At 42.3% G+C, this 14,428-nt stretch carries 14 protein-coding genes and 2 rRNA genes; 3 read left to right on the forward strand and 13 right to left on the reverse strand.

Annotated features, from left to right (window positions below; all coding sequences use genetic code 11):
- The 3 genes from IQ283_RS10155 to IQ283_RS10170 form a co-directional block, all read right to left on the reverse strand.
- A 23S ribosomal RNA gene (locus IQ283_RS10155) occupies positions 1 to 1,292 on the reverse strand; the annotation flags it as partial.
- A 234-nt stretch (positions 1,293 to 1,526) separates the two neighbouring features.
- Positions 1,527 to 3,078: ribosomal RNA gene (locus tag IQ283_RS10165) — 16S ribosomal RNA — on the reverse strand.
- Between the two features lie 274 nt (positions 3,079 to 3,352).
- Positions 3,353 to 4,219, reverse strand: a complete 867-nt coding sequence (locus tag IQ283_RS10170; protein WP_194220068.1) for a nucleotidyltransferase-like protein — start codon at positions 4,217 to 4,219, stop codon at positions 3,353 to 3,355.
- Positions 4,220 to 4,472: 253 nt separating this feature from the next.
- On the opposite strand from IQ283_RS10170, the gene IQ283_RS10175 reads away from it, so the two are divergent.
- Positions 4,473 to 4,838 (forward strand): YgzB family protein, encoded by a 366-nt coding sequence (locus IQ283_RS10175; protein ID WP_194220069.1) that lies wholly within the window; start codon positions 4,473 to 4,475, stop codon positions 4,836 to 4,838.
- Positions 4,839 to 4,883: 45 nt separating this feature from the next.
- On the opposite strand, the gene perR is transcribed toward IQ283_RS10175, so the two are convergent.
- The 7 genes from perR to IQ283_RS10210 all read right to left on the reverse strand — a co-directional run bounded on the left by perR (position 4,884) and on the right by IQ283_RS10210 (position 9,613).
- Positions 4,884 to 5,318: a peroxide-responsive transcriptional repressor PerR gene (gene perR, locus IQ283_RS10180; protein WP_194220070.1), complete on the reverse strand. Its 435-nt coding sequence runs from the start codon at positions 5,316 to 5,318 to the stop codon at positions 4,884 to 4,886.
- Between the two features lie 109 nt (positions 5,319 to 5,427).
- Positions 5,428 to 5,982 carry a cob(I)yrinic acid a,c-diamide adenosyltransferase gene (locus IQ283_RS10185; RefSeq protein WP_194220071.1) on the reverse strand — a complete coding sequence of 185 codons (555 nt, stop codon included), beginning with the start codon at positions 5,980 to 5,982 and terminating at the stop codon, positions 5,428 to 5,430.
- A gap of 2 nt (positions 5,983 to 5,984) precedes the next feature.
- Positions 5,985 to 6,935, reverse strand: a complete 951-nt coding sequence (locus tag IQ283_RS10190) for a D-2-hydroxyacid dehydrogenase (protein WP_194220072.1) — start codon at positions 6,933 to 6,935, stop codon at positions 5,985 to 5,987.
- 203 nt (positions 6,936 to 7,138) lie between these two features.
- On the reverse strand, positions 7,139 to 7,609 hold the full coding sequence (bcp, locus tag IQ283_RS10195; protein WP_194220073.1) for a thioredoxin-dependent thiol peroxidase: 471 nt from the start codon (positions 7,607 to 7,609) through the stop codon (positions 7,139 to 7,141).
- Between the two features lie 53 nt (positions 7,610 to 7,662).
- Positions 7,663 to 8,094: an ion channel gene (locus IQ283_RS10200; RefSeq protein ID WP_194220074.1), complete on the reverse strand. Its 432-nt coding sequence runs from the start codon at positions 8,092 to 8,094 to the stop codon at positions 7,663 to 7,665.
- A 52-nt stretch (positions 8,095 to 8,146) separates the two neighbouring features.
- Positions 8,147 to 8,782 carry a class F sortase gene (locus IQ283_RS10205; RefSeq protein WP_194220075.1) on the reverse strand — a complete coding sequence of 212 codons (636 nt, stop codon included), beginning with the start codon at positions 8,780 to 8,782 and terminating at the stop codon, positions 8,147 to 8,149.
- Between the two features lie 24 nt (positions 8,783 to 8,806).
- Complete coding sequence (locus IQ283_RS10210) at positions 8,807 to 9,613, reverse strand: DUF4397 domain-containing protein (RefSeq protein ID WP_194220076.1); 807 nt, start codon at positions 9,611 to 9,613, stop codon at positions 8,807 to 8,809.
- A gap of 168 nt (positions 9,614 to 9,781) precedes the next feature.
- Here IQ283_RS10210 and IQ283_RS10215 point away from each other — a divergent pair, with 168 nt between their 5' ends.
- Positions 9,782 to 10,327 (forward strand): RNA polymerase sigma factor, encoded by a 546-nt coding sequence (locus IQ283_RS10215; RefSeq protein WP_194220077.1) that lies wholly within the window; start codon positions 9,782 to 9,784, stop codon positions 10,325 to 10,327.
- A 40-nt stretch (positions 10,328 to 10,367) separates the two neighbouring features.
- Here the strand turns inward: IQ283_RS10215 and IQ283_RS10220 are convergent, their stop codons facing one another.
- Genes IQ283_RS10220 through IQ283_RS10230 form a run of 3 tightly spaced genes read right to left on the reverse strand, consistent with a single transcriptional unit; the run spans position 10,368 to position 12,954 of the window.
- The gene (locus IQ283_RS10220) at positions 10,368 to 11,153 is read right to left on the reverse strand and encodes an ABC transporter permease (protein ID WP_194220078.1); all 786 of its coding nucleotides are present in this window, start codon (positions 11,151 to 11,153) and stop codon (positions 10,368 to 10,370) included.
- A gap of 3 nt (positions 11,154 to 11,156) precedes the next feature.
- Positions 11,157 to 11,948: an ABC transporter permease gene (locus IQ283_RS10225; protein ID WP_194220079.1), complete on the reverse strand. Its 792-nt coding sequence runs from the start codon at positions 11,946 to 11,948 to the stop codon at positions 11,157 to 11,159.
- Positions 11,941 to 12,954: an ABC transporter ATP-binding protein gene (locus IQ283_RS10230; protein ID WP_194220080.1), complete on the reverse strand. Its 1,014-nt coding sequence runs from the start codon at positions 12,952 to 12,954 to the stop codon at positions 11,941 to 11,943. The genes IQ283_RS10225 and IQ283_RS10230 overlap by 8 nt, the downstream gene beginning before the upstream one ends.
- 152 nt (positions 12,955 to 13,106) lie before the next feature.
- Here IQ283_RS10230 and IQ283_RS10235 point away from each other — a divergent pair, with 152 nt between their 5' ends.
- A complete protein-coding gene (locus IQ283_RS10235; protein ID WP_194220081.1) occupies positions 13,107 to 14,396 on the forward strand; it encodes a glutamate-1-semialdehyde 2,1-aminomutase in 1,290 nt (429 codons plus the stop codon).
- Positions 14,397 to 14,428 lie beyond the last annotated feature (32 nt).

Consider the following 14,428-nt stretch of genomic DNA (forward strand, 5'->3'; position numbering starts at 1 on the left):
CATTCTCACTTCTAAGCGCTCCACCAGTCCTTTCGGTCTGACTTCACAGCCCTTAGAACGCTCTCCTACCATTGTCGTAAGACAATCCACAGCTTCGGTGATACGTTTAGCCCCGGTACATTTTCGGCGCAGCGTCACTCGACCAGTGAGCTATTACGCACTCTTTAAATGATGGCTGCTTCTAAGCCAACATCCTGGTTGTCTAAGCAACGCCACATCCTTTTCCACTTAACGTATACTTTGGGACCTTAGCTGGTGGTCTGGGCTGTTTCCCTCTCGACTACGGATCTTATCACTCGCAGTCTGACTCCCGCGGATAAATCGTTGGCATTCGGAGTTTGACTGGATTCGGTAATCCGGTAAGGACCCCTAGTCCAATCAGTGCTCTACCTCCAAGATTCTTGCCGCGAGGCTAGCCCTAAAGCTATTTCGGAGAGAACCAGCTATCTCCAGGTTCGATTGGCATTTCACCGCTACCCACACCTCATCCCCGCATTTTTCAACATGCGTGGGTTCGGGCCTCCATTCAGTGTTACCTGAACTTCACCCTGGACATGGGTAGATCACCTGGTTTCGGGTCTACGACCACGTACTATTTCGCCCTATTCAGACTCGCTTTCGCTGCGGCTCCGCCTTCTCAGCTTAACCTTGCACGGGATCGTAACTCGCCGGTTCATTCTACAAAAGGCACGCTGTCACCCATTAACGGGCTCCAACTAGTTGTAGGCACACGGTTTCAGGTTCTTTTTCACTCCCCTTCCGGGGTGCTTTTCACCTTTCCCTCACGGTACTGGTTCACTATCGGTCACTAGAGAGTATTTAGCCTTGGGAGATGGTCCTCCCGGATTCCGACGGGGTTTCACGTGTCCCGCCGTACTCAGGATCCGTCTCGGAGGGCATCGGATTTTGACTACAGGATTGTTACCTTCTCTGATGGACCTTTCCAGGTCGCTTCGTCTATCCGTGCCTTTGTAACTCCAAAGAGACGTCCTACAACCCCAGAGGGCAAGCCCTCTGGTTTGGGCTGATTCCGTTTCGCTCGCCGCTACTCAGGAAATCGCGTTTGCTTTCTCTTCCTCCGGGTAATGAGATGTTTCAGTTCCCCGGGTCTGCCTTCCATTCCCTATGTATTCAGAAATGGATACCATCCTATTAAAGATGGTGGGTTCCCCCATTCGGAAATCTCCGGATCAAAGCGTACTTACAGCTCCCCGAAGCATATCGGTGTTCGTCCCGTCCTTCTTAGGCTTCTAGTGCCAAGGCATCCACCGTGCGCCCTTAGTAGCTTAACCTTCGATTTGTGTGGCGTAAGCCATCACGCATCAGTTATTACTAAGTTATTGCATAAAAATAATTATTGGATGTCGTTGTTTGTGCTATCTAGTTTTCAAGGAACAAGGCTACTACTTGAATCCGCCTAAGCTTCATCACTTCACCTGGTTTGAAAGAATAAATCATTCTTTCAAAACTAAACGAAACGCTCATGTAAGGTTGGTAACGTAAGTTACCTTCGTAATTCTCCATAGAAAGGAGGTGATCCAGCCGCACCTTCCGATACGGCTACCTTGTTACGACTTCACCCCAATCATTTGTCCCACCTTCGGCGGCTGGCTCCATAAAGGTTACCCCACCGACTTCGGGTGTTACAAACTCTCGTGGTGTGACGGGCGGTGTGTACAAGGCCCGGGAACGTATTCACCGCGGCATGCTGATCCGCGATTACTAGCAATTCCGGCTTCATGCAGGCGAGTTGCAGCCTGCAATCCGAACTGAGAACGGCTTTATGGGATTCGCTTCACCTCGCGGTGTTGCTGCCCTTTGTACCGTCCATTGTAGCACGTGTGTAGCCCAGGTCATAAGGGGCATGATGATTTGACGTCATCCCCACCTTCCTCCGGTTTGTCACCGGCAGTCACCTTAGAGTGCCCAACTAAATGCTGGCAACTAAGATCAAGGGTTGCGCTCGTTGCGGGACTTAACCCAACATCTCACGACACGAGCTGACGACAACCATGCACCACCTGTCACTCTGTCCCCCGAAGGGGAACGTCCTGTCTCCAGGATTGTCAGAGGATGTCAAGACCTGGTAAGGTTCTTCGCGTTGCTTCGAATTAAACCACATGCTCCACTGCTTGTGCGGGCCCCCGTCAATTCCTTTGAGTTTCAACCTTGCGGTCGTACTCCCCAGGCGGAGTGCTTAATGTGTTAACTTCAGCACTGAGGGTGGAACCCCCCAACACCTAGCACTCATCGTTTACGGCGTGGACTACCAGGGTATCTAATCCTGTTTGCTCCCCACGCTTTCGCGCCTCAGCGTCAGTTACAGACCAGAGAGCCGCCTTCGCCACTGGTGTTCCTCCACATATCTACGCATTTCACCGCTACACGTGGAATTCCACTCTCCTCTTCTGCACTCAAGTCCTCCAGTTTCCAATGACCCTCCACGGTTGAGCCGTGGGCTTTCACATCAGACTTAAAAGACCGCCTGCGCGCGCTTTACGCCCAATAATTCCGGACAACGCTTGCCACCTACGTATTACCGCGGCTGCTGGCACGTAGTTAGCCGTGGCTTTCTGGTTAGGTACCGTCAAGGTACCGCCCTATTCGAACGGTACTTGTTCTTCCCTAACAACAGAGCTTTACGACCCGAAGGCCTTCGTCACTCACGCGGCGTTGCTCCGTCAGACTTTCGTCCATTGCGGAAGATTCCCTACTGCTGCCTCCCGTAGGAGTCTGGGCCGTGTCTCAGTCCCAGTGTGGCCGATCACCCTCTCAGGTCGGCTACGCATCGTCGCCTTGGTAAGCCATTACCTTACCAACTAGCTAATGCGCCGCGGGCCCATCCTGCAGTGTTAGCTCGAAAGCCAACTTTCAACATTGCACCATGCGGTGCGATGTATTACCCGGTATTAGCTCCGGTTTCCCGGAGTTATCCCAGTCTGCAGGGCAGGTTGCCCACGTGTTACTCACCCGTCCGCCGCTAAGATCAGGGAGCAAGCTCCCATCTCTTCGCTCGACTTGCATGTATTAGGCACGCCGCCAGCGTTCGTCCTGAGCCAGGATCAAACTCTCCGATAGAAAGCTTAATCTAGCTTTAAAACAATGTTTTGTTTCCGTAGAAACAACTACTTACATGGCGTTTCGTTCAGTTTTCAAAGATCAATTCGTTTCTTTCAATGTCGTTTTCAGCGACTTTATTAATGTACCACATTAACTCAGTCGACGTCAACAACTTTTTAAAAGTTTTTTTCGTTGTCGCGTTAATCTCTCGCGGCGACAAGTAATAATATACCACGGAGAAAAAATACGGTCAACCCTTTTCTTGATATTTTTTCTCCGTTTTATAAATCACCTATACAGCGCTATATTCTCGAATGAAAATACCAGAACCTTTAGTCTCGCTTCGGTGAACTTCGATAAGCCCTTTTTCAATCATATATTCTAGAAGCGCACCAAGGTCTATCCCGTATTCCTTTAGCTGTTCTTCTTCCATTAATTCTTGATATGTCCATAAACTTTCACGTTCATTCATGATGTTCCTTATATGAACAGTTGCGTTTTTAGATTTTGAAGATAAAGAAAAGTCATTAGCCAATAGCAATAACTCCAGTCGTTTATCAAGAGGATCTTCTCCAGATAAAAGCTCGGTATACAACTTGAAAATTTCAGGTTCAATATGTTTAACCTGATTCCAGACAGTAATTTCAGGATGGAACCCATGTTCAATAACAGATAAGCGAGCAAGATGGTGCAAAGCATGAAGAATAAAGTTATACGCATCCATATATTGCTTAGAAGCGAAAAGTTCTTTCCCATCTGTATATCTTCGAATAAGTCTTGCAAATTCCACTCCAATTTTTTGAGTGCGCTCTTCATATGGAAAATCTCTAATTCTCTCTTTCAATCCCGCTATGTACTCGTTCCGATCAAAAATGATCTTTCCATTAACAAGCCATGCCACAAGACGACGGTGGCTACCAGAGATTAGCCATTCGTTAACCTGCTGCTCTGTTATAACGTGCATAGCAGCTTTCTTTCCTTCAAAATCATAATGTTTGACGAACCATGGTTTCTCGTTATTTTGAACGATGATTAGTAGGACAACATCAAAATTATCAGTAAGCGGGTGAAATGGCTTTGTCTTTTCAATAACTAGTACACCCAGTGTATCAGGATGACTAGCTCTCTCTTGATAAATCGGTCTTAAAAGGTTTTCCATAATTCGATCCTCCAGAAGTACTTATACTTTTGTTTCCTTACGATATTCAATTTCCCTTTTCCTACGTTAACTTAAGTATTCAACAGTCCATATTATAAATCCTGTAATGAAATAAGCAATCCCTGAATTTGAAGTTTCCACTATCTACTTGAAAATATCCAACTATATGAAATGCAGATTACGTTATTCACCTTATAAGGAAAGTGCTTACACCTCATGATTATGCTATAATTGTGTGCAGGAGGGACTTGCAATGCAACTAAAGTATACTAATAAGATTAATAAAATACGTACGTTCGCACTGAGTCTAGTGTTTATTGGAATCGCGATTATGTATATAGGAATATTCTTCAAGACATCTGTCTTGCTTATGACCATCTTTATGCTGATTGGATTTCTTGCAACGATCGCAAGTGCGGTTGTGTACTTCTGGATCGGAATGCTCTCCACAAGAGCAATCCAGGTAGTTTGTCCAAACTGTGAAAAGCCAACGAAAGTTCTTGGACGTGTAGATGCTTGTATGCATTGCAAACAACCACTAACGATGGACCCTAATTTGGACGGCAAAGAATTTGATGAGAAATACAATGTGAAAAGAGCCCAAAAAAAAACGCAGTAAAAGATAAGAAGGCTTCCGCCATTAATGGCGGAAGCCTTCTTTAAATTAGTGTTTGCTTTGCTGGCAATCTGGACATTTTCCGTAAATCTCCATTCTGTGATCACCGACTCGGAAGCCTGTTACCTGTTCCGCAAGCGTTTCTACTTCGTCCAATCCCGGATAATGAAAGTCTACAATCTTACCACAATCATCACAGATAATATGATAATGATCTGTTGTGACACAATCAAATCGGCTGGAAGCATCTCCGTACGTTAATTCTTTCACCAATCCAATTTCCTTAAATACTCTCAAGTTATTATAAACTGTAGCTACACTCATATTAGGAAATTTTCCTTCAAGAGACTTATAGATCTCATCTGCTGTAGGATGTGACATGGACTGGATTAAATGCTCCAGAATGGCATGACGCTGCGGGGTAATACGCACTCCTGAATTTTTCATAGCATCAATTGCTTCATGCAGTTTTTCTTCAGCCATTCGTCATGCACCTCGCTTTCAACAAGCATTCTTACTTTGTAATGTTTATAATTAGTGTACATGGAGAAAGAGGGTTTTGTCAATAATGACAAGCTTATAGGCCTCTTTCCTATTTGTGCTCTTGATGAAGGATCGACTCATTCTCCCCCATATGGTAGTTAATGAAACGAGCTGCTACAAATAAAAAGTCAGAGAGACGGTTTAAGAAAGAAAGGACAAGAGGATTTGCGTCTTCTACCATTGTCGTAAGACGCTCCGCGCGACGGACAATCGTACGCGCCACATGTAAGCAAGCTCCTGCTGAGTGTCCACCTGGCAATACAAAGTTCCTTAGAGGTTCAAGCTGCTGCTCCCAGCTGTCGATTTGGTTTTCCATTTCATTAATATGCGATTCTTCAATAGTCCATCCTACTTTTTTTCCTTTAGGTGTAGCAAGCTCTGCTCCCACATGGAAAAGCCACTTTTGTATTTTATGAAAAATGGACCCCCATTCTTCTTTACCATCGAAGTTCGTAGCCCCAATATAACTTAGAGCAAGCCCGATCTGGGAATTGGCTTCATCACAAGTTCCGTATGCCTCGACTCGAATATCGTTTTTAGACACCCGTTGCCCATAAACGAGAGAGGTTTCTCCTTTATCGCCTGTCTTCGTATAAATTTTCACTATTAATACCCCCTATCCGGATCAATGACATTCTTCAAGTCATTCGTTCCTTTTTGATATTGAATTAAGTTATGCTCAAATATTTCAATCGCTCTAGGTTGATAATTGTCAGAGATAGCTGAATGGTGCGGCGTAACCGTTACATTTTCCATCTCCCAAAATGGGTTTGACGAATCAAGTGGTTCATCTTTAAACACATCCAATACAGCATGGGCAATTTGATGTTCATTTAGTGCGTCAATCAAACCCTGCTCATCTACAGTATCTCCTCTGCCAATATTAATAAATACCCCAGATTCTTTCATGGCTGCAAATTGTTCTTTCGTAAAATAATTTGCCGTTTCACTCGTACTAGGCAGCACACTTACCACGTAGTCACATTTCGGTAGCATTGATAAAAGTTCTTCATTATTATAAATCACATCAAAATGGTCTACTTCATGTCCAGATCGATTGACTCCTAGTGTTTTCATTCGAAATGCTTTCGCCACTCTTGCAATCTCACTGCCAATGGCACCAGTACCAACAACCCCTATCGAGCTACCAGTAATTTCTCGTATAGGCGTTTTTTTCTTCCAGATCTTTGAGGATTCATTTGCTAGCACTTGTTTTGTATCCCTCGCTACTTGAAGCATAACAGATAATGTATATTCAGCCATCGGAATACTATGGATGCCCCGTGCATTTGTTACGAGAATACCTCTTTCTTTAATAGCCTGAAATGGCATTCTTTCAAGTCCAGCCGATAGGACCATTATCCATTTAAGGTGAGAAGCTTTCTTAATTAACTCTGCGTTCAGGTCCTCTCCATATGTAAGAAGAATTTCTGCATCAGCAAGTTTAGGCTCCGCTTCTTGCATTGATGGATAAAAATGAAACGTTACGTCTGGATATGTTTCTCTAAGGCGCTCTTTAATATTTGTCTTCAGTTTCCCCGTTGATAGTACCTGCATTATTTCACCACTCTCCATTTATTTAACCTTTTTTCATGTATTAAGTATAGCTGAATGACCAATATGACTTAAACAAAATAACCTCTTCGAAACATCGCTAACAAAAAAAGAGCGCATAATGCGCTCTCAACTGAAGATATGATCTACTATACTCTATGTTGCAAACAACTAATGGTATAGTCTTTTGTCCCGCAGACAAAGGCTTATGATAAGTTTTCTTTAATGTAACCTAGTGCAGATTCCACATGCTCTTTAACGCGAACTTTCCGCCACTCTTTTACAAGGGTTCCTTCTTTGTCTATAACAAAGGTAGAACGAACAATCCCCATGTATTCTTTGCCGAAGTTTTTCTTTAACTGCCATACATCATATGCTTCTGCAGCAGAATGATCTTCATCTGCTAGGAGAAGGAACGGAAGGTCATACTTATCAATAAATTTTTTGTGTTTCTCGACTGGGTCTGGACTTACTCCCAAGATAACCGTATCCAGTTCTTCGAATCCTTCAATATGATCTCGAAAATCACATGCCTCTGTCGTACAGCCAGGCGTCATATCTTTTGGATAAAAATAAAGCACAACATTTTTTCCTTTATAGTCGGAAAGAGACACAGTCTCACCAGTGCTTGCTTCTAACTTAAAATCAGGAGCTTTTTGACCAATTTCAACAATCATTTTTACGCCTCCTTAAATCTTCTTAAGATAAGCGTAACGAAATTCATTCGAACTTACAACTTCGGGCTTTCACGATAGTCAACGATGGTCGTGACAAAAAATGCGGCTGGCATTAAATAACCAATTAATGCCTCAAAAATCGCAATCCATCTTCCAACTCCAATTGGAGTAAGATCTCCATAGCCAACCGATAGAAGCGTAACCGCACTGAAATAAAGGACAGATTGAACTCTTGTAAGCGGCGTTAATGTCATATCCGCAAGATCCATTTGACCTTCTTGAAGTACAGGAATATCAAGGATAATGAGGCTTAAATACATACTCCCAAAAGCGATAATCATCGTTAAATAAACAAGAAATAGCAGAAACATCTTATAAACAGACAGAAGACTTCCAGGTACTCTCGTTCTTTTCATAAGTGCTACCATACTTCTCCCCACACTAATAAAGGCAAGAACAATTGCACAAATAATTAATAAGAGCATTAGAAAACACCTCATTATAGGTTTATGAGGTGTTTGTTTAATTTAAGACAAACTATTTTGATAGAAGTGTCGTGTAGACGACCAGACGTTCTTCATGTGTTCCCGCATCACGATCAAAGGTCCCTGTACAAGTAATTAGATTAAGACCTGACTTAGAATTTGTTCCAAAAACTTTTTCGAGTGGCGCATTATTTCTAGGATAAGACTCAACAGCATGCACCTCAAAATCATACGCCAATCCATGTTCATCCGTAACTGTAACGAGATCTCCAGCTTCTAAATCTTCAAGGTGAAAGAACACCGATGGTCCAGTTTTGTTATCAACGTGACCGGCAAGGACGGCATTTCCTCGTTCACCAGGTTTCGCTCCAGGCTGATACCATCCAACGTTACGTTCATCTTTGGGCACATCCATTTGCCCATCTGGTAATTGGCCCACATGCTCCACTTTTGCGTCTACATTAATAGCTGGAATGGATAATTGGGCTGGAATGATCCCTACTAAAGCAGGTTCAACGGATTCGTTACTCTTAGATGAAGAAGATGCTGTTAAATCTGGAGCAGAGATCAGATGTGTTTCTTCATTATTAGGTAAAACTTCTTTCATTTCATCTGATTGATTAGAAGAGGAGCAGCCTGCCGCTGCTCCTAAAAGTAACATACTTAATAAAAGCTTTTTAAACGGCATATGCGCTCCTCCTTCTACCTTGATTTAAGCTGTTTGCTTCTTACGAAGATAAATTCCAGTTCCTGCTGCTAGAATAACTCCTCCAAGAAGTGCCCATGCAACGATATTAGACTGATCAGCTGTACCACCCATACCTGTTTGAGGCATGTCTGAAGGCATATTTGTCGCATCCACCATCGGCCATGCTTCAAGAGTTGGTTCACCTTCTACAAGACCTACCGCATAAACAGAGTAAACATATCCTTCTTTTAATTCAACACCAGGAATTTCAAGAACAACGTCTTCAGAACCTGCTGGTCGAACTTCAAGATCAACCGTCATAGGATCAACTTCAGCGTAGTCTGACGTTGATTTAAATGCAACATCTGAGAATAGAACGTCTCCGTCTTTAACGGCTACATCTACATTAGGTGCATCTGGAGAAGCATGTACAACCCTTACTTTTGCTTTTCCTTCAGAAGCTTCCATATCATCGCTTAGCGCCCAAAGGGAGATGCTATCTAGCGTACCTACTGCAGCAGCAGAATACTTCATGCCTTCTTCAAGCGTCACTGACTGACTGATAACGGGCTCGCCTTCTCCATTCTCACCAGCTGGGAATACTTCAATTTCGTGATCTCCTGCAGGAAGAGCCATGTATTCTGTCGCCTGTTTATATTCAGCACCTTCTACAACTGCCTCACCATCTACATAAACATCAACTGCAGGTGCATCTGGGGACGCATGAATCACTCGTACCATTGCTTCATGATTATCTGCGAATGCCGTACCACCAATAATCCCAAACATCATAACCATCGCAACTGCCGCAGCCATAAACTTCCTAAGCATTCAACCCACTCCCTTTATTTAATTTTTGTTATACTTTTGTATAACCTTTGTTCATTTATTAATACGACAAAATATTTGCAATCGGATCACTTTTTTACACTTTCATTGTTTTTATTTCGAATTCAAGGGAATAAAGCTACTAGCAAAGCTCGGAGGAGGAACTTATTAATGAGTAAAGGCAATTATGCGATTGCTTACTGGGAAAGTGGAAATGAAGATCATTTCAAAATTTTTTGTGTAGAAAACCACCAGACTCTTTTACGAATCGCCCGTCGCATTGTAAATGACCAGCATATTGCCGAAGAGATCGTTCAGGATGTTTATTTGGAAGTTTGGAATAAGCGAAGTCAATTCGAGCCTGATAAAGGCAAACTCTCCTCATGGGTTAACCAGATCACACGAAACCGAGCTATTGATCGGATTAAGAAAGAGCAGCGTAATTTTAAAGAAACAGTCGTTGAAGATCACCAGTTGGTCGATAAAGAACTTTATATTCAAGATGACTTTGGAAACAGAGATATGATAGATGGAGCCTTAAATACTTTGAATACAGAACAAAAAGAAATTCTTAAACTCATCTACTTAGAGGGTTATAGTCAAGCAGAAGTAGCTTCCAAAAAGAAGATTCCCCTTGGAACAGTGAAAAGTCGCGTTAGGCTTGGTATGAAAAAATTAAAAGAAACGATCGATTTATCATTATTAGAACCTGTCTAATCATAAACAAAAAGTCCAGAGGGAGATCCCTCTGGACTTTTTAGTTACCTGCGCCCCTGTATTTCGTGACGCCAATATTCCACATAAAGATGGCGAACCCAAAAAACGCAACTCCCATAACAGGTGTAAGAAAGGCATAACCATACCATTCTTCACGACCTAAGAAATAAGCTGATGGATACACTCCTACAAAAGCAAATGGTAAGATCCACGTTAATACAAAGCGAATCACTTTATTATAAATATCCACTGGGTATCTCCCATAGTTCCCGATATTGTACATCATTGGCATAATACTTGTTCTGCTATCAGACCAAAAGCTAATGCTTGCTAGTAGAATAAAAATACCTGCATACACAAATGCCCCACCTAAAACCATAAAGAGAAATACAATAGGATCGTACCAGGACATACTTAGATCAAGTCGACTCCCCGCATAAACCATAACAGCGATTCCTGTGATAACCCCAAATAAAGATTCAAGCTCCATTCGTTCTAAAATAATCTGAAATAAACTATGAACGGGTCTTGTTAGAATCCGATCCATTTCACCCTTAACAATATACCGCTCGTTAAAGTCCCAAATGTTAAAAAATGCTCCGAAGATAGCAAAAGGAACGAGGAAAAATCCATAGATAAAGATGATTTCATCCTTCGACCAACCGCTAAGCATATTTGTATGCCCAAACACGACAAGTATAAAGATCAAATTAACTGCCTGAAACAGTAAGTCAGACATAATTTCCATTAGCATATCTACACGATAAGTTAATCTCGTTTTCATATATTGCGAGACATATAGAAAGAAAATACTAGCATGCTTCATTTGTCACCCTCCCTGCACAATCAAGCGTTTTTTGGCAATTACCCATAGCGCTTGAATTGGAAGAATCAAAATAACCGCCCAGACAAGCTGGAAAAGAATCGCTTCCCAAACCGCACTTCCAGTAAAACCTTCTGTGAAAATCATACTTGGAATATAGCTAATGGCTTGGAACGGTAGAAAGTCCATGACATTCTGTGCCCAACCTGGATAGAAACTAATTGGAAGTAATAACCCTGAGAACAAATCAATCACAACGCGCTTTGCTCGAATCAGTCCATCGTTGTTAAAGAAGAAAAAGGTCATAACGCCTGTCAGCAGATTAATTTGAGTATTAACAATAAAACTTAGAATAATTGCTACCATAAAGAACAACCATGTCGACAGAGCAGCCGAAAATTCAATCGGGAAAATGAGGCTAACAATAATCATCCCTGGAATTGAGAAGAAGCTTAATCTAAAAATCCCTTCTCCAAGCCCCTGCATCGTCTTCATTATTAAATAATGATAGGGGCGTATAAATTCAACTGCCACCTTACCCTCTTTAATCTCCTGAGCGATTTCTCGATCAATATTATTAAAATAGAAAGCTCTTGCCATCCATGCAACAGCAACATATGTTGTCATTTGAATAACAGATAATCCTTCAATTTCCCCTTTTCCACCGTAAATCGCATTCCATAGAAAGTAGTAAGCACCAATGTTAATGCTGTAAATTAAAATTCCGCTATAATAGTTCGTCCGATAGGCAAGCATCATTAAGAAGCGGACGCGAATCATCTCAATGTACTTACCCATTACGCATGCCCTCTTCATAGATATTTCGAATAATCTCTTCAGTCGAAATTTCATGAATCTTAATATCCGTAATCCTGTTTGCTGCTACGACTCTCCCAATTACTTCGGAAATGACATGCTCTTCATTCACTACATTCGCGATCCACACATTCTCGCGATCACCTTTTGTCCATTCTGCTTCAAGTTCCTTCAATAAAGGTTGAAGTTGTTCACCACTAACCTGTTCACCAAATTGAAATTCAATTTGCTTCCCTTCTCCCCAATTAGAACGAAGCTTTGCAAGCTTGCCATCATATATAATCTGGCCTTCATCTAGCATAACAACCCGATCACATAACGCTTCAATATCCGTAAGATCATGAGTCGTAAGTAAAATCGTTGTCTTATACTTCTCATTAATCTCTTTTAAGAAATTACGGATCTTTAATTTAACTAGCACATCAAGTCCAATTGTCGGTTCATCTAGAAATAGAAGCTTAGGGTTATGAAGAAGAGCTGCGGCTAACTCACACCTCATACGCTGGCCAAGCGATAATTTCCGAACCGGTTTATCAAGTAAAGGACCAATATCTAGAGACTCAATCACATGATTCATATGCTCGTTATAAACATCATCCGGTACGTTATAGACTTTTTTAAGCAAACGAAATGATTCTTGTACGGCAATGTCCCACCACAATTGAGATCGTTGTCCAAATACAACTCCAATGGATCGAACAAATTTCTCTCGTTCTTTATGAGGATCCATTCCATTTACACGAACAGTTCCAGAAGTGGGCGTTAGAATACCTGTTAGCATTTTGATACTCGTCGACTTCCCGGCTCCATTTTCTCCGATATAACCTACCATTTCACCTTCATTAATGGTAAAAGAAATATCTTTAACAGCCGAGATAACCTTATAATTACGCGTAAAAAGATCTCGAAATGCTCCTTTTAAACCAGAACGACTCGAGTGAGATTTAAAATCTTTACGCAGTTCCTGTACATCAATCACTTTTTCCATACGTCTTCCTCCTTTTAACACACCAACTTAGTTTACAAGAGCAGCTTGTAATAAACAATATTTGAGCTTTCACTTAAGCGGCAAGAGTGTTTCGTTACACTCTAGTCATGCTACAATGGAGTTTGATGAACAAGCATTACAAGGAGGTCAACATGAATTTCACGAAATCAGAACAACATCATAAAGAATCACTCGATATTATGCTAGGTGGCGTCAACAGTCCATCTCGCTCATACAAAGGCGTTGGAGGAGGCACTCCTGTCTTTATGGAAACAGCTAAAGGTCCTTATTTCTGGGATGTCGATGGTAACAAATACATAGACTACCTTGCAGCATACGGCCCTATCATCACTGGTCATGCGCATCCACACATTACTAAGGCCATCACAACAGCAGCTGAGAACGGCGTGTTATACGGTACACCAACCGTCTTAGAAAATCGGTTCGGTTCGATGCTTCAAGAAGCCATCCCTTCTCTAGAGCGCGTTCGATTTGTGAACTCTGGTACGGAAGCAGTAATGACAACGATACGCGTAGCTAGAGCCTACACAGGTCGCAACAAGATTGTGAAATTTGCTGGCTGCTATCATGGACACTCTGATCTTGTGCTAGTTGCCGCCGGTTCTGGTCCCGCTACCCTTGGAAGTCCTGACTCAGCGGGTGTCCCAAAAAGCATCGCTAGAGAAGTTATCACCGTACCATTTAATGACATTGAAGCTTATAAAGAAGCAATGGAGAAATGGGGAGATGAAGTAGCCGGAGTTCTCGTTGAACCGATTGTTGGGAATTTCGGAATTGTTGAACCTGAGGAAGGTTTCCTTGAAAAAGTAAATGAGATCACACATCAATATGGGGCGCTCGTTATTTATGATGAAGTTATCACTGCATTCCGCTTTATGTATGGTGGTGCCCAAAACTTACTTAATGTTGAACCGGATATGACGGCACTAGGAAAAATCATTGGTGGTGGCCTTCCAATCGGCGCATACGGTGGGAAACGCGAGATTATGGAACACGTTGCACCACTTGGTCCAGCTTATCAAGCTGGGACAATGGCAGGTAATCCAGCCTCTATCTCAGCCGGTATTGCGTGTCTTGAAGTTCTTCAAGAAGAGGGCGTCTATGATCATTTAGACAAACTTGGAGAACGTCTTGAGAAGGGAATCCTCCTTCATGCACAGGAAGCCGGTATCCAAATTACAATCAATCGTCTCCGAGGAGCTTTAACTGTCTACTTTAATAACGAGAAGGTTATTAATTACAAACAAGCTGAAGACTCCGATGGAGAGAAATTCGCCCGCTTCTTTAAACTAATGCTCAATGAAGGTATCAACCTTGCCCCTTCTAAATATGAAGCATGGTTCTTAACAACAGAACACACAGAAAAAGATATCGATGATACGCTTGAAGCAGTAAAGCGCGTCTTTCATCAAATGGCTTAGCGAAAAGACAGAATGAAGTTCCTTCATTCTGT

The sequence above is a fragment of the Pseudalkalibacillus hwajinpoensis genome, from assembly GCF_015234585.1.
Classification (GTDB): domain Bacteria; phylum Bacillota; class Bacilli; order Bacillales; family Guptibacillaceae; genus Guptibacillus; species Guptibacillus hwajinpoensis_B.